Origin of the sequence: Bradyrhizobium sp. 157 (assembly GCF_023073815.1) — a bacterium.
In the GTDB taxonomy this organism is placed as follows: domain Bacteria; phylum Pseudomonadota; class Alphaproteobacteria; order Rhizobiales; family Xanthobacteraceae; genus Bradyrhizobium.
Genome location: NZ_JADPKF010000004.1, coordinates 88,616 through 108,621, shown reverse-complemented (window position 1 = coordinate 108,621; position 20,006 = coordinate 88,616). Strand labels below are relative to the sequence as shown.

Genomic DNA, 20,006 nt, shown 5'->3' with positions numbered 1-20,006 from the left:
TCCGGCATAGTAGTACATGGTCGTCCCTCGATGATGCTTGGAGCGGGCTTGCCCGACTCCGGTTTTTGACACCATCAGTTTGAGGGACGACCGCCTCCCGGCAAAGCCGCACGCGAGCGCGCTTTCAAATCGCGCCGTAGCGAGCGTGCGGCTCGATCGGCCGGCCCGTTACCCCATCTACGCTTGTTAGCCACCTTGACCGCGGATAGGAGGTCCTGCGCGTTTGCCTAACCGAGATCCACGTAAACTTCAAATGGCAAGTTAAGCTTGTGCGAGAGCTCCATCGTCGGTGAAATCATTGAGCTGCCATTCCTTCTATCAACTCGAATGAAGATGAGATCACGATAAAATCGCATCTCCGAAATCAGTGGATCCAGATTGCGAGCCGCAAACTGATCGATCCATCTTGTCAGCTTATCTCCCGTCAGAACTGATTGATCCTTGCTCCATGGCTCCGCTTCAAGCCGTTCAAGGATCCATGTCCTCGCTTTGCCGGGAGCAACATGCTCGATGTCAGGATCAAACACGACGAAGCACATGTTGGGCGCTAGCCCAGATCTGGGCCTCCCCCCATCTAGGACCGAGATATGGAAATCCCGCGCTCCCTTCGGTGGCTTCCGGGGTAGCAACTGTTCGCCGACCAAGAGACGCAGACCGTGTTTCCCGGCAAGTCTCCAGGCGTGCAGGACCCCCTCCTCCCCAGCTGAGCCCGCAAAGATCACGTCGATTACATTCCAATAAAAGCAATACTCCGTACTGTAGGGGTCATCCGGATGTGCATCCCCTATCAACGGAAAGGAACGGCACATGTCGTCAAACCATTTTCGTAGACGAGGCGAAGACGATCCTGGCTTGTCCCAGTCGCCCTTTGGGGCGCCCTTGATCTCGCGCATGATCCAGTCGCAATAATCGGCCTGCGCCAACGCAGCGCGCTCATCGAACACGAAAACTCTGATACCCACCTTTTTCTTCCCCCAAGATGGCTTGTGACTAGACGTCCGAAGCTACCGGATTTGCCAAAGAGTTTGGTGATTTACCTGCGGTCCGAGCATGCCCGGTCGAACTTGCAGGCAGCAAGTAGCGCGAATGAGCGCAGCGGCATACGAGAATCGGGACGCGCTCCCGTGGATATCGTTTCGCTCATCCGTGCTACGGGTGTTCACGTCAAGCGTTGCGAGTTGCCCCAGACCCGCTCTTCCGTCCAACCCAGCTCCGCGAATTCAGCCGCCCGCAGCGGCGCCTCACCCACCGCGAAAAACTCGTCGAGTTGCGGTGGGCTCACCGACGTGCCGCTGAGCATGCAGTGCGCCTGGCCGCGGTGATGCACCTGATGCTGGAACAGATGCAGGAGCAGGCGGTCCATCCGCTCGCGCTGGATGGAGGTTTCCCGATGCACTGAGACGATACGCTGCAATCCGGCGGCGTCGAGCGCTTCGACGACCTTGAGCAAGCGCTGGTCGACTGCGGCCTGCGCTTCTTTCAGCGCGGCAACGGTTGCACAGGGTTCGTCGTTCGCAAAGGCAGCCGGTCCGAGCGTGCCGCCTTCCATCGCGTCGACGTAGAAGCGATCGATGATCAGGATGTGGTTGAGCGTGGCGCGCAGGCTCGGAAAGAAGCCGGTTCGTTTCGCGGTGAATTCATCCTGCGACAGCGCAAGACAGGCGGTGAGCAGACGGTGGTTTGCCCAGGCGTTGTTGTACGCCATGGTGCGGAAGGGAAGGACAGCGTTCATTGGCGTTGCCAGCGAGTAGCCCGCATGAGCGCAGCGATATGCGGGGAACGATAACGAAAATCCCGGATATCGCTTCGCTCATCCGGGCTACGCTTGCTGACCGACCCTACCCAACAGCATCATACAATTTCCAGATCACTAGCCAACATTTCGATGGCCAGACCCGATTCATTCTCGACAAGCACGCACACTGTTCCCACAGCGACACCTCGCTTTTCGGCCACCGACGGATCGTCAATTGTCCGAAAACCACAAACCGAACCTTGGCTGAACTCATAGGGGTTCGGCGTCGCGCTCACGCGAACAGATGAGCCGTAGTCGAAGGGCGGGTGCGGCGGCACCATTTGATAGATAGTCATAGTCCTATCCGAGATTGGTACTCGCATCGCGGATTTGCGAGACGTGATCCGCCCGCTGTCGTGACAAGAACGGTGGGTTACGCCTTCGGCTAACCCACCCTACGAATTGAGAACTACTCCGCCGCCTGCCGCGTCGGCTCGTCCAGCTTCTCCAGCACCTTCGGCGGCGACATCGGCAGCGCGTAGAAGCGTTTTCCCAGCGCGTTGTAGATCGCGTTGGCCACCGCGGCCATCACCGGCACCAGCGGGACTTCGCCGACGCCTTTTACACCTTGCGGGTGCTTGGGGTTCGGGATCTCGACCATGATGCAGTCGATCATCGGCAGGTCCGAACAGACCGGCATGCGATAGTCGAGGAAGCCGGGGTTATCGACCTTGCCCTCTTTCGTGTAGATGTATTCCTCGTTCAGCGCCCAGCCGATGCCTTGGGCGACGCCGCCCTGGAGCTGGCCTTCGACATAGCCGGGGTGAATGGCGCGGCCGACGTCCTGCACGGCGGTGTAGCGGATCACCCGCGCGATGCCGAGATCGACGTCGACCTCGACGTCGCAGATGTGCGTACCGAAGCCGCCGTCGGCACCTTGGGTGTTGAGCTGCACGCCGGCCCCAATGGGTCCGCCCATCGCCGGCGCCTTCTCGGCGAGTTCTTCCAGCGTCAGCGGTTCGAACTGGCCGGCGTTCGGGCTCACCGGATACGCCGCGCCGTTCTCCCACTTCACCGCTTCGGGATCAATCTCCCAGATCTTGGCCGCGCGCTCGCGCAGCGTCTGGATGATCTTTTCGGTCGACTGCGTCACCACCATCGACGACGCAAACAGCACGCGGCTGCCGCCCGTGAGGTTGGAGAAACCGACCGTCTGGGTGTCGCCGATAATGACGGAGACGCGGCGGTAGTCGATGCCAAGCAACTCGGCGCAGATGTTGGCGATGCCCGCGCGCGAGCCGCCAATGTCAGGATGCCCCGTGGTGACGACGACGTTGCCGTCCTCGGTAATGTTGACTTGGGCTGAGGATTCGCCGCCGGCGTTGAACCAGAAGCCGGAAGCAACGCCCCTGCCCCTCAGCTTGCCGTGGCCGTCGCCGAGCGGCGCGGCGTAATGCGGCGAAGCTTTGGCCGCTTCCACCGTCTCGATATAGCCGATGCGCGGGAAGACCGGGCCGTGCGCGGCTTTGGTGCCTTCCTTCGCCGCGTTCTTCAGGCGGAAGTCGAGCGGGTCCATCTTCAGGGCTTCGGCGACTTCGTCGAGCACGCATTCGACCGCGTAGGCGCCGATCGGCGCGCCCGGCGCGCGATAGGCCGCGACCTTCGAGCGGTTGGAGCAGACGTCAAAACCTTCCGAGAGCAGGTTCGGGATGTCGTAGGGCGTGAAGCTGCATCCGGCGGCACCGCGGATCGGCGAGCCCGGGAAGGCGCCGGCCTGCAGATAGAAAGTGCCGTGCGCGGCGACGATCCTGCCGTCCTTGGTGGCGCCGATCTTCACCGTGCTCTTCGAGCCTGAGGTGGGGCCGGTCGCGCGCATCACTTCCTCGCGCGTCATCACCATCTTCACCGGGCGGCCGGATTTCTTCGCAAGCAAGGTCGCGAGCGGTTCGAGATAGACGATGGTCTTGCCGCCAAAGCCGCCGCCGATCTCGGCGGGGATGGCGCGGATGTCACTCTGCGGGATGCCGGTGAGATAGGCCGTCATCGCGCGCACCATGAACTGGCCCTGGCTGGAGCTCCAGATCGTGGTCTTGCCGTCGGGCGCGACCGAGATCAGGCAGGCATGCGGCTCGATATAGCCCTGGTGCACCGGGCGCGTGGTGAAGGTGCGCTCGATGACGATGTCGGCCTGCTTGAAACCTTGTTCGATGTCGCCCTTCTTGTGCTCGAGGCGGCCGACGATGTTGGACGGCTTGCCGTCGAACTTGTTGAACTCGTGAAGGATGGGCGCGTCGGGCTTGATCGCGTCCTCGATCTCGATCGACCACGGCAGCACCTCATAATCGACCTCGATCAGCGCGCAGGCTTCGGCCGCGATCGCTTCCGTGGTCGCGGCGACGGCAGCTATCGGGTGCCCGGGAAACAGCGCCTTGTCGCGCGCCATCACGTTGCGGCACATCCAGCGCATATCCTGGATGCCCAGCATCACCGCGCCCTTCTCGATCGGGAAATCGACGATGTCCTTCGAGGTGACGACGGCCTTCACGCCCGGCAGCTTCTCGGCCTTCGAGGTATCGATCGATCTGATGCGTGCATGCGGATGCGGGCTGCGCAGCACCTTGCCCCAGATCATGCCGGGCATCGTTGTGTCGGCGGCGAACTGGGCGCGGCCGGTGACCTTGTCCATGCCGTCAGGCCTGATGGTGCGCTGGCCGATCCACTTGTTGTTGGTGACGAGGTTCATTGAACTATCTCCCGCAATTCATTGCGCGCGCATTTCGGCAGCGGTTTCCATCACCGCGCGGACGATCTTGTCATAGCCGGTGCACCGGCAGAGATTGCCGGCGAGCCAGAATCGGACCTCCTCCTCGGTCGGGTCCGGGTTTTTCTTCAATAGCGCGTCGGAAGCGACCAGCATGCCGGAGGTGCAGATGCCGCACTGGAGCGCGGCCATTTCGAGAAATTTTTGCTGCAGCGGATGAAGCTTGTCGCCCTGCGCCATGCCCTCGATGGTCCTGATCTCGTGCCCCTCGGATTCGACCGCGAGCATCAGGCAGGAGCAGACCAGGCGATCGTCGAGCGTGATCGAGCAGGCGCCGCAGTCGCCGGACGCGCAGCCTTCCTTGGAGCCGGTCAGCGCCAGCGGCCCGCGCAGCGCGTCGAGCATGGTATCTGATGGCTCGCACAGAAATTCCATCGGCTCGCCGTTGATTGACGTGGTGACGTGAACTTTGGCCATGAATTATTTTCCTGTCGCGCGTTGGGCGGCGATCACGGCGGTGCGCTTGAGCAGCACGCCGGCCACCTTGGTGCGGTAGGCGATGGTGCCGCGCTTGTCGTCGATCGGGCGGCAGGCGGCGGAGCATGCAGCGGCGGCCTTCGCCAGCGCGGCGTCGTCGAGCTTTGAGCCGATCAGCGCCTTTGCGGCGTCTTCCACCAGCAGCACGGTCGGCGCCACCGCGCCGAGGCCGACGCGGGCGGCGGTGACGGTGCCGTCCTTGATCGTCAGGCTGACGCCGACGCCTACCACGGCAATGTCCATTTCGGTGCGCGGGATCATGCGCAAGTAAGCATCGCTCGATCCAGGCGGGCGTGGCGGCAGCGTGAAACTGACCAGGATCTCGCCGGGCTTAAAGTTGGTGCGGCCGGGGCCGGCGGGGACGTCCTCCACCTTCATCTCGCGGCGGCCATCCGGGCCCTGCACGGTGACAATGGCGCCGGCCGCGACCATCGCGGGCACGCTGTCGCCGGCGGGCGAGCCGTTGCAGAGATTGCCGCCGGCGGAGGCGCGGCCCTGCACCTGCTTGGAACCGATCAGGTTGACCGCCTCGAGCACGCCGGGCCACGCCTTGCCGAAATTCTTGTGTTCGGTGAGCGCCATACCCGAAACGGCGGCGCCAATGCGAAAGCCGCCGTCGGCGGTCTGTTCGATTGCCGTCAGCTCAGGGATTTTCTTGATGTCGACGATCAGGCCGGGCTTCAGCGCGCCCGATCGCATCTGCACCAGAAGATCGGTGCCGCCGGCCAGGACGCGCGCCGCGCTGCCGGCTTTCGCAAATGCGCCGACCGCTTCGTCAAGCGTGCCAGGCGCCAGATATCGGAGTTCCGTCATGGTCTTTCCGCCATCTCCCTCGTTCCGCCCGCCCCAGTGATTGTCGGCTCACCTTCAAAAGTCGGGCAGACGGCAAGCCTACACGGGGAAAAGCGGTTGGAACAGCCTGCGAGATCAGGTTGATACGGCAGGCTCCTATGCGCAAGGCGGGATTGTGTGGGCGGCAGGGCTGGTAGGAATCGCCAATTTGTGGTCGAGATCGCTACTTTCGTTTGATGAGGGAAATGCCGGATGACAGCAAGGCTCGCGGGCAAGGTCGCGATCGTGACAGGGGCCGGACGCGGCATCGGCAGCGCAGTGGCTAGGGCGCTTGGCCGCCAGGGAGCATCGGTGGTCGTGAACTACGCGCGTAACCACAGCGCGGCAAAGGAGACGGTCGCTGCGATCGAGGCCGGGGGCAGCCGCGCGCTCGCGGTGCAGGCGGAACTGAACGGCGAGGCCGCCGTGCGCGCGCTATTCGACGCGGCGCTGGCCGCATTCGGCCGCGTGGACATCCTGGTGAACAACGCCGCCATCGCCCGGTTTGCGAAGATCGATACGGTGACCGAAGTCGAGTTCGACCAGACGGTGGCCGTGAACGTCAAGGCGGCGTTCTTTGCCTTTCAGCAGGCCGCGCTGCGGATGGCGGATGGCGGTCGGATCGTGAGCATTTCGGCGGCCATGACCGCGGTAGGTTATGAGAACACGGTGCTCTATGCCGGCACCAAGGGCGCACTGGAGCAATTCGGCCAGGCGGCCGCGAAGGAGCTCGGCAAGCGCAGCATCGTGGTTAACACCGTCAGCCCTGGCGCGACGGAGACCGAACTTTACCTTGGCCTCAGTACCGAAGCCGGGCGTGCCGCGGCAGCGCAGCGTTCGCCGTTCGGGCGGATTGCGAAACCTGAAGACATCGCGGATGTGGTCGCCTTCCTGTGCGGGCCGGAAGCGCGCTGGCTGTCCGGCGAACGGCTCCGGGTCAACGGCGCGGCATTGTTCTGATAGCGTGCGGTGGGCTGATGACGGTACGGCTCGGGGACTCTACGATTCCTCTGATTGCGGCGGTGATATTGATGCCAACTTGCAGATTTCTCCTGGTCGCCGCGGCATCGTTGGCATTCTCATCGGCAAGCATAGCGCAACCGGCGCCCGCACCGGCCCGACCGGCGGCGGTGCAACCGAGACCGCCGGCCGCAGGCGTTCCCGGCCAGCCGGTCGCGAGGGCGCCCTCGCCCCGCGCGGCCGCCTGCCACAACGGCCTATCATTCGACCGTTTCCTGGCCGACCTCAAGCAGCAGGCGATTGCGGAGGGCGTGTCGCAGCGCACGTTGGCCGAAGCCGCACCTTACCTCGTCTACGACCAGGGCATCGTCAACCGCGACCGCGGCCAGCGCGTCTTTGGCCAGGTGTTCACCGAGTTCGCACGGAACAGGGCGTCCGATGCCGCGGCGAAAAACGCGCAAGCGCGAATCCGGATGCATGCGGCCGCGTTCAACCGCGCCGAGAAGGAATATGGCGTGCCGCCGGCCGTGATCGCCGCGTTCTGGGGGCTGGAGAGCAGTTTTGGCGCCGAGTTGGGCAATCTGCATGCGCTGCGCTCGCTGGTGTCGCTGGCCTATGACTGCCGGCGCTCCGAGATGTTCAGCAAGGAAACCATCGCCGCGCTGAAGATCATCGACCGCGGCGATCTCACGGCAAGCGAGATGATCGGCGCATGGGCCGGCGAGCTCGGGCAGACGCAGTTTCTTGCGACGCACTACTTCAACTACGCGGTGGACTATGATGGCGACGGCCATCGCAACCTGTTGCGCAGCGCGTCCGACGTAATCGGCTCGACCGCGAACTATATCGCCAACGGATTGAAATGGCGGCGCGGCGAGCCGTGGCTGCAGGAAGTGCGCGCGCCGCAAAATTTTCCGTGGGAGCAGGCTGACCTGACGACAAAACTGCCGCGCGCGAAATTCGCGCAGCTCGGCGTCACCTATCCCGACGGCCGGCCGCTGCCGAACGACGACATGCCGGCCTCGCTGCTCTTGCCGATGGGCCGCACCGGACCGGCGTTCCTGGCGTATGCGAATTTCGCGGCCTATACCGAGTGGAATAATTCGCTGATCTATTCGACTACCGCAGCCTACCTCGCCAGCCGCATCGCCGGCGCCCCGCCGATGCGCCAGCCATCCGCGCCGGTCGTGCAACTGTCGCTCAACGAGCTGAAGGAGTTGCAGCTTTTATTGGTGCGCGCCGGCTTCAATGTCGGCAAGGTCGACGGCGTGATGGGGCAGTTGAGCCGCACGGCGGTGAAGGCGATGCAGATCAAATACGGCCTGCCTGCGGACTCTTGGCCGACGGCGGAGCTCTTGGCGCGAATGCGCGGCCCCAGCGTCCAGGCGCAGCCCGCCGGCCTGGTAATGCCGGCGCGGTAATCGTAGCCCGGATGGAGCGCAGCAAAATCCGGGGCCCTCGCCACCGGCGAATTTCCCGGATTGCGCTTCGCTCCATCCGGGCTACGACGCGATCGGATGCGTCCCAGCCGTTGCATTCTTCCGCCCGCCGCCCCATCTCGAAATGCACCTCATCCTCCCGAGGCATCATTCCACATCACGAAAAGAGCATCGCATGTCATTCCACGACCTAACCGTGCCGGCCTTCCTGCAAATTCTCGGCAGCCTTTCCGGCCTGCTCACCAAGGCGGAAGCGCATTGCAAGGCAAAGAACATCGAGCCCGAGGTGCTGCTCAATGCACGGCTCTATCCGGACATGTATCCGCTGATCCGCCAGGTGCAGACCGTCTGCGATTTTGCCGCGAAAACCTGCGCGCGCCTCACCGGTAGCGAAGTGCCGTCCACGCCCGACACCGAAAAGAGCTTTGAGGAATTGCAGCAGCGAATCGCGAAGACGGTCGACTATGTGAAGGCCTTCAAGCCGGCGCAGTTCGAGGGCGGCGAGATGCGCGAAGTGACCTTTCCGATCGGCCCGAGCAACACCATGACGGTGAAAGGCCAGCAATATCTCGTCAATTTCGCGTTCCCGAATTTTTACTTCCACGCCGCCACCGCCCACGGCATTTTGCGCCACAACGGCGTGGAAATCGGCAAGCGGGATTTTCTCGGGGTGAGGTAATCGTCAGCGCAAGGACGCCAGCTCGCGCGCAAGGTTTTCGCGGGCCTGCCGGTCATATCTCGCAGCAAAGGTCGCATCGGGAAAGATTACCGGCCGCGCGGCGAACTGCCCGAGCACCCTGGCGCGGCCGGCGCGATAATCGCGCTCCGGCACGTGGATGAACTCCTGCCGGATCGCGGCGGCGTAAGCGTCGTAGCGCGCGGGCTCGGCGCCGAGGATGCTGAGGTCGATCGAGATCAAAATGGCGCCCAGACGATCGCCGGGCTGGACGTCATGCGTCTTCGTCAGGCGGATCAGGCGGGCGACTTCCGCTCCGATATCCTCGCGGACGTGCTGCTCGGCCAACTGCGCGCTGAGCTCTTCATTGTCCGAGCGGGTCGGATCGTAAACGACATCGTGCCACCAGATCGCCTCGGTGAGGATTTCGCGCTCGGCTGCCGAAAGATTGTCGACGCGCGCGAGCGCAGCGAGACAGTCTTCGATGTGCGTGAGGTTGTGGTAGTGGCGGCCCGGGGCAGAGTAAGCGGCGATCAATTGTTCGCGGTTCATCGCAAGGCTCCGCGTCCCTGCCGTAGGGTGGGCAAAGGCGCGAAGCGACGTGCCCACCATCCAAGACACTGATCAAAATGGTGGGCACGCTTCCGCCTTCGCTCGTTGAGCTACGGCGGACAAGTCGCTTTGCCCACCCATCTCTTTTCTACCGCATGGTGATCGCTAGCCCGCTGAGATCCGCGTTCGCCATCAAGCCGACCTGGTGCCCGGTCAATTCCAGCACCGCGCCCTTCTGGTTGGTGAGCACGATCGCGCGCGCGCCGCGGCCGATCGCAAGGCCCGCGCCGGCTGCGCCGTAAACGCCGGCGACGTCGCTGGGGCGATAGATGTTGCTGACGCGGCCGCGCAGCACCGTCTTCGATCCGCCGAACACCAGGCCGTAGTCGAGCCCGCCGGTCGAAAGCGGGTAGCGCCGCCCGCGGAAATCCAGGACGCCGCTGCCGCCGGAGCCGCCGATCACCCAGCCCGCCTTATAGATCGTGAGCTGCACGAAACCTTCGTCGGCATGCGCGGCGGAGGACAGCGTGACGCCCGCAAAAGCCGCAAGCGCGAGCACGGCGGCGCGAAGGGCGGATGGCATGTTCATGGATCGTATCTCCGGAGGCTTGCAAAATCAGAAAGTGTCGGGTGGGCTTTGCGGCTCAGATTGAGTCGCAACTATCGGATTGTAACCGATCGGCGGAAGGGGCAAAGCATATTCAGGCCCCTGCGCGACGGACTCCGCGTCGACCCGCGCCGTGCGCCCGACACAATTTCATCACGATTGCACGAACACAAAATCCCGGCCCTGTGAACTGCATTACTGTCACAGCAACCGAACCCGCTATTTCGTGTCAGGCGAATTTCCCTGACTTGCGGGACCTTCAAACCAATCGGCGGGTCGTGAAGCGCGTGCGCCGCTGCCTTTCCAGCGAGGCAGCGGCGCGTTAGGCTTCAAGGCACCGAACCATCCACGAGGTGTCCCATGCCCCCGATCCAGCATTTTGCGCCGCCTGCCGGCGTCAAGGCCCCGCCGCTATCCTTTGCCACGCGCACCGGCGACCTGCTGTTCATGTCGGGCATTCCGGGCTTTGACGACAAGGGCGCGCTGGCGGATGGTTTCGAGGCGCAATTCGGCTTCGTCGTCGCCAATATCAAGCGCGTGCTCGACGAAGCCGGCGCGACGTTTCGCGATCTGGTCAAGGTCAACGTGCTGCTGACGCGCGCATCCGACGTCGCCACGATGAACGTGCTGTATGCGGCGGCGTTCGGGCCGGCGCCCTACCCCGCCCGCACTACCTGCGTGGTGCAGGCGCTGCCCGACCCGAAGATGCTGATCGAGATCGAAGCTGTTGCCTCACTGACGAAGGCGTAGGGCGGATTGGCTCTACTGCGTCACCTGCTTGAACCCCCCATCCTGAGGAGCCCGCAGAGCGGGCGTCTCGAAGGATGTAGGCCACGGACCGGGCCCTCATGGTTCGAGACGGCGCGGAGCCTGTCATCGGGCCGCGCTTTGCGCGGACCCGTTGGCGCTCTTCACCATGAGGGGCTTATGACGCTCACGGCTTCGGCATGGATTCCTTCAGCGTATTGCCGACGAAATCGGCGGCATGGCGATAGGCGGCATCGTTATCGCCGCGGAACGTCACCGTTCGCCGCATCAACAGTTTCTCGGCTTCGAGATCGAGCAACTGGATTTCGCCCCATTGCACCAGCGTGCTCATCTTGCGGATGCCGCCATAGACCACAAGGCGCGCGCCGGCCTTGCGGGCAGCGGCGATGAAGAGGTCCTGCGACATGCTGGTGGCCGTGCAGGGATGATCGGGACATTCGATCGGCACCACGCGATAACCGCCCTGCGCCGCCAGATTATCGCGCAGCAACGCGGCAAACGACGCCACGCGGGCGCGGTGCTCCGCGCTCTGGTCCAAAACCTCGCCGGAAGTATCGAAATAATCGAAATCCGCTACCGCGACCGCGATCGGCGCGGCGGCCGGCGATCCGGTTGATGCAAACGACAATGCGGCCAGCGCGCACAGCATCGTCAGCACGGCGCTCGCGTCATTCCACCGACGCGACGCGTGCCATCCGGTTGCCGTTTTCGTCATGCCTGGCCTCCTTGAACTCCGACGTCGGCATCGCTCCGCGGCCGACGGGGAGCGAAATTGTAACAGGGCTGAAGGATTTCGCTAACCCATTCCGCAGCTCCCATCTTTGAACCTTCTCGCCCTCCTCGCTACTCAATCGGTGATCGGGCGCTGAGCCCCGTATGCCAAACAGGAGATTGAAGATGCGTCGCATTTTTGCCCTTTGCGCCGTTGCCGTTATCGGTTTTACCGCACTTGCCGCGTCGAGCCCGGCGCAGGCCGCGTATCACCTGATCCGCTGGCAGGACACCGGCTTCTGCCAGATCTGGGACCGGAGCATCCCGACCGCGCCTTATCCCGGGAATTACAGCGTGATTGTAGGCTCGGAAGTGCCGACGTTCGGTGACGCGCTGCTCTTCAAGGACGGCTTGCTGCGCAATGGCACCTGCGCGTTCTGATTTTTCTTGTAGCCCGGATGAGCGCAGCGAAATCCGGGTTCTCGACCCTGAATAACCCCGCATGTCGCTACGCTCATGCGGGCTACACAAGGCCGGCGAGAGGATGAATCGCCGGCCTTTTCGTGAGGCACGTTTGAACCAATCACGTATCGCTTACACCAAAGGGATGCCCGGTCATCCCGGCCGGAAGCCCGCTCCCTCAATTCCCCCTTGCGGAGCGCGGCCACGCATTTTCAAGACAGGAGTATTTTGCCCATGCTTCGAGTTACCGCCCTTGCTGCCACCGCCGGCCTCGCGCTCACGGCGATCGCCACGACCAGCCCCGCCGAAGCCGCCTTTCACCTGATCCGCTGGGAAGGCACCGGCGTCTGCCAGGTCTGGGATCAGAGCATCCCGACCAAGCCGATCCCCTCGAATTACAAGACGGTCAGCAAGCCGGTCCCGACATTTGCCGCCGCGCTCGCGGTGAAGGATGGCATGCTCAAGAAGGGCACCTGCAAGCTGTAAGTGCAATAGCAGTTCCGTAGGATGGGTGGAGCGAAGAGATACCCATCATTTCGCTCACCAGCACCAAATCGATGGGTTTCGCTTCGCTCTACCCATCCTACGGACTGCAACAACCGCTCCCACTTGTACAAGCGGGCACGCTTGCTATCCTCTGCCAAAATCAAGCAAGAGGAAATGCCCATGCCCCTTCTTCAAAATCACATCGCCGTCGTCACCGGTGCAGGCTCCGGCATCGGACGTGCCATCGCACTCGGCTACGCCCGCGAGGGCGCGCGCGTCGTGCTGCTCGACAGGGACGAGAAGGCGGTAGCAGAAGCGGCAAAGGAAGTCCGCGACGCCAGCGGCAATGCGGACAGCTTTGCGCTCGATGTCAGCAAACGCGAGGATTGCGTCGCAATTGCGAAGCAGATCGCCGACAAAGTCGGGCAGGTCTCGATCCTCGTCAACAATGCCGGCATTGTCCGCCGCAACGGCATGCTGGGCGCGGCCGAGGCCGTGATCAGCGACTGGGAAGACATCATCGCGATCAACCTCACCGGCGTCTTCAACGTGACGCATGCCTTTCTCGAACCCTTGCGCGCGAGCAAGGGGCGCATCGTCAACATCGGCTCGATCCAGTCCTTCGTGCATGTGCGCACGCCGAGCTCGCCGGCCTACACCGCCTCCAAACACGGCGTGCTCGGCTTCACCAGGGCGCTCGCCGCCGAACTCGGCAAGGAAGGCGTCCGCGTCAATGCAATCGGCCCCGGCTTCATCGCAACGCCACTGAACGCCAATGCCCGTGCCAACAATCCGGAACTGGTGAAGACCTTCATGGATCACACGCCGCTCGGTCGGCCCGGTACCGCGGAGGACATCGTCGGCCCCGCGATCTTCCTGGCGTCCGACCTGTCGGCCTATGTCTCCGGATCGATCGTGATGGTCGACGGCGGATATCGGGCGGTGTGAGGTCATCATGTCCAACGCCCCGCACTTCAACATCGACGTCCCCGCCTTCTGGGCCGATCCCTATCCTGCGCTGGCGAAGATGCGCAAGGAGGCGCCGATCGCGTTCGTGCCGCAGCTCGGCTCGACCGTGTTCACCCGGCGCGACGACATCTTCACCCAGGAGAAGCGCATCGACGTGTTCTCCTCGCATCAGCCGAACGGGCTGATGAACGTGCTGATGGGCCACAACATGATGCGCAAGGACGGCGAAGCGCACATGACGGAGCGGCAGGCGATGTTTCCCGCCGTGTCGCCGCGCACGGTGCGCGATACCTGGATCCGGCAGTTTCAGGCCCATGCCGACCGCATCCTCGATGAACTGGCGCCGCAAGGCAGCGCCGATCTCTGCAAGGCGTTCGCGCTGCCGCTGTCGGCCGAATGCCTGAAGGACGTCACCGGGCTGACCAACATGCGCTACCAGGACATGGACGCATGGTCGCAGGCGATGATCGACGGCATCGCCAATTACACCGGCAACAAGGCGGTCGAGGCGCGCTGCCATGCCGCAACCGCCGGCATCGACGCCGCGATCGACGACATGATTCCGGTGGTGAAGAAACACCCCAACACCTCGATCCTGAGCGTGCTGCTGGCTTCAGGCCAGAACATGGAAAGCATCCGCGCCAACATCAAGCTCGCGATCTCCGGCGGACAGAACGAGCCGCGCGATGCGATATCAGGCGCGACCTGGGCGTTGCTGATGCATCCCGATCAGCTCGCGCTGGTGCGCGATGGCAAAGCGAAATGGATCGACGTGTTCGAGGAATACGCGCGCTGGATCGCGCCGATCCAGATGTCGCCGCGCCGCGTCGCAAAACCGTGGACGTATCACGGCGTCGATTTCGAACCGGAGGATCGCGTGTTCTTCATGTTCGGCTCGGCCAACCGCGACGAGGCCTGCTTCAACGACCCCGATCGTTTCGACATCACCCGCGATACGCAAAAAAGCATCGCCTTCGGCGCCGGCCCGCATTATTGCGCCGGCGCGTTCGCCTCCCGCGCCATGGTGGCCGACGTCGCACTGCCGAGCCTGTTCGCGCGGCTGAAAGGCCTGCGGCTGGACCAGCGCGAGCCGGTGCGGATCGGCGGCTGGGCGTTTCGGGGGTTGCTCAATCTTCCGGTGAAGTGGGACGCAGCCTGAAGGCGCGAGCTGATCTGGCGCTCGCTCTGTAACATCCAGCGGCGATGGACCATGATTAATTCGGGAAAACTGGAATAAAACTGGAACCACGCGGCCCGATGGCGCTTGAATCGCGTGAGTTGCAGGACATGCGCCTATGCCAAGCACTGGCTGGTCACCCGGTGTGGTACCGTACGGGGCAGACGAAACCGTCTACCTTGTCGTTGATAGCTTTTCCAACGGGACGGTTTACCGGGAAACCGAGATCGAAAAAGCCGACGTTGAAACCATCGTCGGCGATCTACTTTCCGGCCAATACAACAGTCCCGTACGCGTCGTTGCGTTCAACACGCTGGAGCACTGGTCCGAAGACGTTTCTTCGGACATAGCGGCTGAAATCCAGATGCGCTGCGACGTGGATGGCGTCCCTGTGCCGGAATATTTGACTGACTTCGTTCAATCTCATGTGCATCCGGTCCGCCAGTTAGCTCTTCGGCTTGTCTAAGCCTAGACCATACGTCGACACCAAGACGCGCTTTCTACCGGACGAATGCAAGAACGGCGAGAGCCCGCATGGCCAACCTGCCCGGTTCATCATGTCAAATAAGCAGCAGTCGATGAGGGCGTCATCGCATCATGACGACGTCTCGCTGCTGGCGCCGTGATCGCCATTCAGCGGAAGCAGGTGCGGGCGTTGAAACGCCCAGCGCATGCCGAAGTACCAGAGATAGCCTGCAACGGCTCCACAGATGACCAGAATGACGATGTTGGCGGGATAGCGTTCTTCGCTCCACCACAGCATCGCGGCGACCCAGAAGATCGTGAAAGCGACGGCGCTCAGTTTCAACCGCTTGGCTTGATCCATGGCAGTGCTCCGATGGCTGAACCGATGCCATCATGGACGCCACGGCCGCACCATGACGTGCATCACGCCCTGCGCCGGAACCGGGTGACTATGGACCCATAATTCAGAGTGGTTGGCCGACTTCCCCTTTGATTCGCATTCCGGACTCATGTCGGACATCGCGTGAGGTCCGAAAAGTGCCGATTGTGTTGCAAAAGTTTTTTGGGGTGGCGAACGAAAATTCTTAGAGCCGCTGATCCGTTTTACGCGCGGCGACGTGAGGGGGCCAAGTCGCTTCATCCAAAATTGATCACGGACCTCCGTAGTGGCGCTGAAAAGGGACGCAGCAGCAGAGAAGTCAAAAAATCAACTTTCGCGAGATTTTTGGTGCTGTTCGATTTTCGACTTTTGCAACACAATCTGCCAGAAGCTGCCCTTCACGTGCAGTCAGCTGGTGGTGTTTCCCCGTGCCCTGCCGGCCACTTTGCAGTAGGCTTAAAGCACCTGGTACTCTGAAACGAGAGCCGGGAGGAGCCCATGGACGTCGGGGCCTGGCTAATTAGTTTGGGGCTGGGACAGTACCAACATGCGTTCCGGGAGAACGACATCGACGCCGAGGTCCTCATGGACCTCACGGCCGAGGATCTGATCGGGCTCGGCGTCGCCTCGATCGGCCATCGCCGCAAGCTGCTCGCCGCCATTGCTGGCCTGCGCGCCGGCTCAATGTCGGCGACCACCCCTGCCACCGCCGCACCCGCCGCCGTCTCCGGGAAGGCCTCGCTTGCACCCGAGGCCGAGCGCCGCCAGCTCACCGTGATGTTTGTCGACCTGGTCAACTCGACCGCGCTCGCGGCGCGGCTCGATCCGGAGGAAATGGCCGAAGTCCTGCGGACCTATCACAGCGCAGTGGCGGACGCGATCGCGCGGTTCGAAGGGCACGTGGCGAAGTACATGGGGGATGGTGTGCTGGCCTATTTCGGCTATCCGCGCGCCCATGAGGATGAGGCCGAACGCGCGGTACGGGCCGGCCTCGCCGCAGTCGCGGCGGTGCACAGCCTGGGATCGGTGCATGGCGAGACGCTGGCGGCCCGTGTCGGCATCGCGACCGGCCGGGTGGTTGTCGGCGAGTTGATCGGCGAAGGCGCGGCGCGCGAGGAGACGGTGGTCGGCGATACGCCGAACCTTGCGGCGCGGCTGCAAACCCTGGCCCAGCCGGGCACGGTGGTGATCTCCGCCCGCACCCGGGAGCTCATTGGCGGGCTGTTCGAGCTCGCCGAACTCGGCTCGCAGATCTTGAAGGGGTTTCCCGTTCCGGTGCGGGCGTGGCGCGTGGTCGGGGAAGGCGCCGCCGAGAGCCGTTTTGAAGCGCTGCACGGGGCAGGCCTGACGCCGCTTGTCGGTCGCGAGCATGAGATCGGCCTGCTGCTCGAGCATTGGGAGCGAGCCAAGGAGGGTGAAGGCCAGGTGGTGCTGCTGGCGGGTGAGCCTGGCATCGGCAAGTCGCGCCTCGTGCGGGCGTTGCGCGGGCGACTTGAAAATGAGCCGCATACGGCCCTGAGCCACTACTGCTCACCGCACCATCAGACCAGCCCGCTTCATCCGGTGATCGGGCTGTTGGAGCGCGCGGCCGGCTTCGCCGCGGACGATCCCGCCGCAACGAAGCTCGACAAGCTCGAGGCGCTACTTGCGCTATCGAGCGATGATGTCACCGCGGTGGCCCCGCTGCTCGCGGCATTGCTGTCACTCGAGACGGATGCGCGCTATCCGCCGCTCGACATGAGCCCACATCGGCAGAAGGAGCGGACGCTCGAGGAACTGGTCAATCAGGTCTTGGGCCTCGCCACGCGGCGGCCCGTCCTAGCCCTGTACGAGGATGTGCATTGGGTAGATCCGACCTCGCTCGAGCTGCTCGATCTCATAGTCGACCGGGTGCAAGGCGCCCCCGTGCTCGTCCTCATCACGTTCCGGCCCGAGTTCGAGCCGCGCTGGACGCGGCGCTATGCCCATGTCACCGCGCTGAACATCAGCCGGTTGAGCCGCCGGCAGGGTGCGGCCATGGTGGCCCGGCTGAGCGGCGGCAAGGCGCTACCTCCTGCGGTGCTCGACCAGATCGTCGCCAAGACGGACGGCGTGCCGCTGTTCGTCGAGGAGCTGACGCGGACCGTGATCGAGACCAATCTGCTCCGGGACGAGGGCGACCACTACGCGCTCGCGGGGCCGCTGCCGCCCATGGCGATTCCAACCACGCTCCAGGAGTCGCTGCTGGCCCGGCTCGACCGGCTGGCCCCGGCCCGTGAGGTAGCCCAGGTCGCGGCCGCGATTGGCCGGGAATTCTCTCACGAACTGCTCGCGACTACGACGGCGCTGCCGGAGAGCGAACTGCAGGCGGCGTTGGACGATCTCGTCGGCGCGGGCCTGGTGTTCCGGCGCGGGACGCCGCCTCAGGCGACCTACAGCTTCAAGCATGCGCTCGTGCAGGACGCCGCCTATGCGACCCTGGTGCGCGCGAAGCGGCAGCGCATGCACGCCCGGATCGCCGCCGCGATCGAGCAGCATTTTTCGGAGACGGTGCAGGCGCAGCCCGAACTTCTGGCCCACCATTACATGGAGGCGGGACTGGCCCAACCGGCGATCGACTATTGGCTGAGGGCGGGACAGCGAGCCATCGCCCGCTCGGCTATGACCGAAGCGCTTGCGCAGTTGCAGAGCGGGTTGGACCTGCTCGCGAGCCTGCCGGAGGCCGATCGGAGCCGGCGAGAACTTGACCTCCAGGTGGCATTGGGCGTGGCGCTGATGGCCACGCAAGGCTGGGCAGCGCCGGAAGCTGGGCGGGCCAACGCCCGCGCCCGCGATCTCTGCGAGCAGATCGGGGCCACCGCCCAGCTCTGGCCCGTGCTCTATGGTCAATGGGTGTTCCACGGCGTGCGCGCTGAGCAAAACGCAGCGCGCGAAGTGGCAGACGAGTTTCTGCGCCGGGCGCAGGACCATCAGGAGGCTTCCGCAACCGTGGTGGCTCACCGCATCAGCGGGACCGGTGCCTTCTGGCGCGGCGAGGTGGCTGCTGCCCGCACCCATCTGGAGCGGACGCTCGCCCTCTATGACCCGGAACGGCATCAGTCACTCGCCTTTCTCTACGTGCAGGATCCGCGGGTGGCGGCGCTGTCGGCGCTCTCATGGACGTGGTTGGTGCTGGGCTATCCGGAGCAGGCCCGGGCGCGGAGCCGCGAGGCGCTCGACGCCGCCCGCGAAATTGCTCACCTCAACACGCTGGCGTACGCGCTGTTGTTCGCGTGTTTCTTCGAGCAGTTCCGTGGGGCGGGGCGCGAGGCAAAGGACCGAGCCGAGAAACTAATTGAGCTCGCGACCGAGCAGAACTTTCCGCATTTTCTCGCGGCGGCCACGGTGATCCGGGGGTGGGCGCTGACTCAGTCGGGTGAGCTGGAGACAGGGCTCGCGCAGCTTCGGCAGGGTCTTCCGGCGTGGCGGGCCACCGGCGCTGGGCTCTATGAGCCGTATTTCCTCGGTCTCCAGGCCGAGGCGCTCGGCCGTTCCGGCGCAGCGGAGGAGGGGTTGGATCTGGTCGCAAAGGCGCTGGAGCGCGTGGAAGAGACCGGCGAGCGGTGGTTCGAGGCCGAACTCCATCGGATCATGGGCGAGCTGATGCTGCGGTTGCCGAAGCCCGATCCGATCGCCGCGGAAGCACGGTTCGGGCATGCGGCGGCAACGGCGCGCCAACAAGGCGCCAAGGTGTGGGAGTTGCGCGCGACGACGCGCCTTGCAGAAGTTTGGAGAGAACAGGGCCGGTGCGGCGAGGCACACGACCTGCTCGGCCCGCTCTATAGCCAGTTCACCGAGGGTTTTGGGACACCGGATCTCCAGGCTGCCAGCGCACTACTTCGAGAGACCGCTGCCAGCTTCGAACCGAACAACCCGATCCCAAATGCCAGTGGTTGATTCTGCACACGAGCATGGCCGTGCGGCCACAGTTCGCCTGTTGCCCCTTAAGCCCAGCCCAGTTGCTTTAGTGCCATGCCAGAATGCCAGATCTTCGTCATGTGGCTGATCTTGTCGTCGGTGAATTGCATCACGTAGACGTAGTCTGAAGTCGTCTTTCTGCCGGTTGGCTCACACGGACCACCGGGACCGGTGTGAGTACCCGAAAAGACTGCATAGGCGGCGACGTTGTTTCGTTCGGTATCGGTAGCGAAGGATTTCACCTCGTAGCCGCTGTCCGGCATAGCGGTTGTTACCCCCTTCATCCAATCCGCGTATTCCGCAAGCGTTTTAATATCTGTAAGCGGTTCGGCCTGAGCGGCGAAGGTCGCGTTTGGAGCACAGTAAGCCTTGCAGATTTCCCAGCCTTTTCCTGTCTCGCAGGCGGCAAAGAAATCTTTGGCAATTGCCGTGATCGATGCCATGAGCGGTTCTCCTTGGTGTTTATTGCACACTTGGCTTGAAATGAACTAACCGCGCGAACCGAGGGACTTCCACGTTAACGCCGCGATCGTGGTCCCCCACAGGCGATGCCTG

General features: G+C 63.6%; 21 protein-coding genes. 10 read left to right on the top strand and 11 right to left on the bottom strand.

Annotated elements, in window-relative coordinates; all coding sequences use genetic code 11:
* Positions 1-227: 227 nt before the first annotated feature.
* From IVA95_RS00720 to IVA95_RS00695, 6 genes are all read right to left on the bottom strand, one after another.
* Positions 228-962: a hypothetical protein gene (locus IVA95_RS00720; protein WP_247508744.1), complete on the bottom strand. Its 735-nt coding sequence runs from the start codon at positions 960-962 to the stop codon at positions 228-230.
* A gap of 197 nt (positions 963-1,159) precedes the next feature.
* Complete coding sequence (locus IVA95_RS00715) at positions 1,160-1,732, bottom strand: DinB family protein (protein WP_247508743.1); 573 nt, start codon at positions 1,730-1,732, stop codon at positions 1,160-1,162.
* Positions 1,733-1,851: 119 nt separating this feature from the next.
* Entirely contained in the window at positions 1,852-2,091 is a 240-nt protein-coding gene (locus IVA95_RS00710; protein WP_247508742.1) for a hypothetical protein, read from the bottom strand.
* 113 nt (positions 2,092-2,204) lie between these two features.
* The gene (locus tag IVA95_RS00705; RefSeq protein WP_247508741.1) at positions 2,205-4,478 is read right to left on the bottom strand and encodes a xanthine dehydrogenase family protein molybdopterin-binding subunit; all 2,274 of its coding nucleotides are present in this window, start codon (positions 4,476-4,478) and stop codon (positions 2,205-2,207) included.
* A gap of 18 nt (positions 4,479-4,496) precedes the next feature.
* On the bottom strand, positions 4,497-4,973 hold the full coding sequence (locus tag IVA95_RS00700; protein WP_247508740.1) for a (2Fe-2S)-binding protein: 477 nt from the start codon (positions 4,971-4,973) through the stop codon (positions 4,497-4,499).
* Between the two features lie 3 nt (positions 4,974-4,976).
* Positions 4,977-5,846, bottom strand: coding sequence for a xanthine dehydrogenase family protein subunit M (locus IVA95_RS00695; RefSeq protein WP_247508739.1), 870 nt, complete (start codon positions 5,844-5,846; stop codon positions 4,977-4,979).
* A gap of 231 nt (positions 5,847-6,077) precedes the next feature.
* Between IVA95_RS00695 and IVA95_RS00690 the strand changes: the two genes are divergently transcribed.
* The 3 genes from IVA95_RS00690 to IVA95_RS00680 all read left to right on the top strand — a co-directional run bounded on the left by IVA95_RS00690 (position 6,078) and on the right by IVA95_RS00680 (position 8,942).
* Entirely contained in the window at positions 6,078-6,824 is a 747-nt protein-coding gene (locus IVA95_RS00690; protein WP_247508738.1) for an SDR family oxidoreductase, read from the top strand.
* A gap of 71 nt (positions 6,825-6,895) precedes the next feature.
* The gene (locus IVA95_RS00685; protein WP_247508737.1) at positions 6,896-8,245 is read left to right on the top strand and encodes a lytic murein transglycosylase; all 1,350 of its coding nucleotides are present in this window, start codon (positions 6,896-6,898) and stop codon (positions 8,243-8,245) included.
* A 193-nt stretch (positions 8,246-8,438) separates the two neighbouring features.
* Positions 8,439-8,942, top strand: a complete 504-nt coding sequence (locus IVA95_RS00680) for a DUF1993 domain-containing protein (RefSeq protein WP_213253845.1) — start codon at positions 8,439-8,441, stop codon at positions 8,940-8,942.
* A gap of 3 nt (positions 8,943-8,945) precedes the next feature.
* Here IVA95_RS00680 and IVA95_RS00675 read toward each other — a convergent pair whose 3' ends face one another.
* Both IVA95_RS00675 and IVA95_RS00670 read right to left on the bottom strand, forming a co-directional pair.
* The gene (locus IVA95_RS00675; RefSeq protein ID WP_247508736.1) at positions 8,946-9,491 is read right to left on the bottom strand and encodes a phosphohydrolase; all 546 of its coding nucleotides are present in this window, start codon (positions 9,489-9,491) and stop codon (positions 8,946-8,948) included.
* A 148-nt stretch (positions 9,492-9,639) separates the two neighbouring features.
* Positions 9,640-10,080, bottom strand: a complete 441-nt coding sequence (locus tag IVA95_RS00670) for a hypothetical protein (protein ID WP_213253843.1) — start codon at positions 10,078-10,080, stop codon at positions 9,640-9,642.
* A gap of 378 nt (positions 10,081-10,458) precedes the next feature.
* Between IVA95_RS00670 and IVA95_RS00665 the strand changes: the two genes are divergently transcribed.
* Positions 10,459-10,848 carry a RidA family protein gene (locus tag IVA95_RS00665; protein ID WP_247508735.1) on the top strand — a complete coding sequence of 130 codons (390 nt, stop codon included), beginning with the start codon at positions 10,459-10,461 and terminating at the stop codon, positions 10,846-10,848.
* 184 nt (positions 10,849-11,032) lie between these two features.
* Here the strand turns inward: IVA95_RS00665 and IVA95_RS00660 are convergent, their stop codons facing one another.
* Positions 11,033-11,581 (bottom strand): DUF2380 domain-containing protein, encoded by a 549-nt coding sequence (locus tag IVA95_RS00660; RefSeq protein WP_247508734.1) that lies wholly within the window; start codon positions 11,579-11,581, stop codon positions 11,033-11,035.
* Positions 11,582-11,763: 182 nt separating this feature from the next.
* On the opposite strand from IVA95_RS00660, the gene IVA95_RS00655 reads away from it, so the two are divergent.
* From IVA95_RS00655 to IVA95_RS00635, 5 genes are all read left to right on the top strand, one after another.
* Positions 11,764-12,018 carry a hypothetical protein gene (locus tag IVA95_RS00655; RefSeq protein WP_247508733.1) on the top strand — a complete coding sequence of 85 codons (255 nt, stop codon included), beginning with the start codon at positions 11,764-11,766 and terminating at the stop codon, positions 12,016-12,018.
* Between the two features lie 255 nt (positions 12,019-12,273).
* Positions 12,274-12,525 carry a hypothetical protein gene (locus IVA95_RS00650; protein WP_247508732.1) on the top strand — a complete coding sequence of 84 codons (252 nt, stop codon included), beginning with the start codon at positions 12,274-12,276 and terminating at the stop codon, positions 12,523-12,525.
* A gap of 180 nt (positions 12,526-12,705) precedes the next feature.
* Positions 12,706-13,473, top strand: coding sequence for an SDR family oxidoreductase (locus IVA95_RS00645; RefSeq protein ID WP_247508731.1), 768 nt, complete (start codon positions 12,706-12,708; stop codon positions 13,471-13,473).
* Between the two features lie 7 nt (positions 13,474-13,480).
* The gene (locus IVA95_RS00640; RefSeq protein ID WP_247508730.1) at positions 13,481-14,653 is read left to right on the top strand and encodes a cytochrome P450; all 1,173 of its coding nucleotides are present in this window, start codon (positions 13,481-13,483) and stop codon (positions 14,651-14,653) included.
* 136 nt (positions 14,654-14,789) lie between these two features.
* Positions 14,790-15,137 (top strand): hypothetical protein, encoded by a 348-nt coding sequence (locus IVA95_RS00635; protein ID WP_247508729.1) that lies wholly within the window; start codon positions 14,790-14,792, stop codon positions 15,135-15,137.
* Positions 15,138-15,266: 129 nt separating this feature from the next.
* Here IVA95_RS00635 and IVA95_RS00630 read toward each other — a convergent pair whose 3' ends face one another.
* On the bottom strand, positions 15,267-15,497 hold the full coding sequence (locus IVA95_RS00630) for a hypothetical protein (RefSeq protein WP_247508728.1): 231 nt from the start codon (positions 15,495-15,497) through the stop codon (positions 15,267-15,269).
* A 516-nt stretch (positions 15,498-16,013) separates the two neighbouring features.
* Here IVA95_RS00630 and IVA95_RS00625 point away from each other — a divergent pair.
* Complete coding sequence (locus IVA95_RS00625; protein ID WP_247508727.1) at positions 16,014-19,430, top strand: adenylate/guanylate cyclase domain-containing protein; 3,417 nt, start codon at positions 16,014-16,016, stop codon at positions 19,428-19,430.
* A gap of 47 nt (positions 19,431-19,477) precedes the next feature.
* On the opposite strand, the gene IVA95_RS00620 is transcribed toward IVA95_RS00625, so the two are convergent.
* Positions 19,478-19,894, bottom strand: a complete 417-nt coding sequence (locus IVA95_RS00620) for an ester cyclase (protein WP_247508726.1) — start codon at positions 19,892-19,894, stop codon at positions 19,478-19,480.
* Positions 19,895-20,006: the final 112 nt, after the last annotated feature.

What these genes read in the sequence shown, in the direction of transcription:
- IVA95_RS00660 (WP_247508734.1), bottom strand. Translation starts at nt 11,581, where the DNA reads ATGACGAAAACGGCAACCGGATGGCACGCGTCGCGTCGGTGGAATGAC.
- IVA95_RS00685 (WP_247508737.1), top strand. Translation starts at nt 6,896, where the DNA reads ATGCCAACTTGCAGATTTCTCCTGGTCGCCGCGGCATCGTTGGCATTC.
- IVA95_RS00635 (WP_247508729.1), top strand. Translation starts at nt 14,790, where the DNA reads ATGCCAAGCACTGGCTGGTCACCCGGTGTGGTACCGTACGGGGCAGAC.
- IVA95_RS00670 (WP_213253843.1), bottom strand. Translation starts at nt 10,080, where the DNA reads ATGAACATGCCATCCGCCCTTCGCGCCGCCGTGCTCGCGCTTGCGGCT.
- IVA95_RS00640 (WP_247508730.1), top strand. Translation starts at nt 13,481, where the DNA reads ATGTCCAACGCCCCGCACTTCAACATCGACGTCCCCGCCTTCTGGGCC.
- IVA95_RS00655 (WP_247508733.1), top strand. Translation starts at nt 11,764, where the DNA reads ATGCGTCGCATTTTTGCCCTTTGCGCCGTTGCCGTTATCGGTTTTACC.
- IVA95_RS00645 (WP_247508731.1), top strand. Translation starts at nt 12,706, where the DNA reads ATGCCCCTTCTTCAAAATCACATCGCCGTCGTCACCGGTGCAGGCTCC.
- IVA95_RS00695 (WP_247508739.1), bottom strand. Translation starts at nt 5,846, where the DNA reads ATGACGGAACTCCGATATCTGGCGCCTGGCACGCTTGACGAAGCGGTC.
- IVA95_RS00700 (WP_247508740.1), bottom strand. Translation starts at nt 4,973, where the DNA reads ATGGCCAAAGTTCACGTCACCACGTCAATCAACGGCGAGCCGATGGAA.
- IVA95_RS00625 (WP_247508727.1), top strand. Translation starts at nt 16,014, where the DNA reads ATGGACGTCGGGGCCTGGCTAATTAGTTTGGGGCTGGGACAGTACCAA.
- IVA95_RS00710 (WP_247508742.1), bottom strand. Translation starts at nt 2,091, where the DNA reads ATGACTATCTATCAAATGGTGCCGCCGCACCCGCCCTTCGACTACGGC.
- IVA95_RS00650 (WP_247508732.1), top strand. Translation starts at nt 12,274, where the DNA reads ATGCTTCGAGTTACCGCCCTTGCTGCCACCGCCGGCCTCGCGCTCACG.
- IVA95_RS00675 (WP_247508736.1), bottom strand. Translation starts at nt 9,491, where the DNA reads ATGAACCGCGAACAATTGATCGCCGCTTACTCTGCCCCGGGCCGCCAC.
- IVA95_RS00630 (WP_247508728.1), bottom strand. Translation starts at nt 15,497, where the DNA reads ATGGATCAAGCCAAGCGGTTGAAACTGAGCGCCGTCGCTTTCACGATC.
- IVA95_RS00690 (WP_247508738.1), top strand. Translation starts at nt 6,078, where the DNA reads ATGACAGCAAGGCTCGCGGGCAAGGTCGCGATCGTGACAGGGGCCGGA.
- IVA95_RS00715 (WP_247508743.1), bottom strand. Translation starts at nt 1,732, where the DNA reads ATGAACGCTGTCCTTCCCTTCCGCACCATGGCGTACAACAACGCCTGG.
- IVA95_RS00665 (WP_247508735.1), top strand. Translation starts at nt 10,459, where the DNA reads ATGCCCCCGATCCAGCATTTTGCGCCGCCTGCCGGCGTCAAGGCCCCG.
- IVA95_RS00620 (WP_247508726.1), bottom strand. Translation starts at nt 19,894, where the DNA reads ATGGCATCGATCACGGCAATTGCCAAAGATTTCTTTGCCGCCTGCGAG.
- IVA95_RS00680 (WP_213253845.1), top strand. Translation starts at nt 8,439, where the DNA reads ATGTCATTCCACGACCTAACCGTGCCGGCCTTCCTGCAAATTCTCGGC.
- IVA95_RS00705 (WP_247508741.1), bottom strand. Translation starts at nt 4,478, where the DNA reads ATGAACCTCGTCACCAACAACAAGTGGATCGGCCAGCGCACCATCAGG.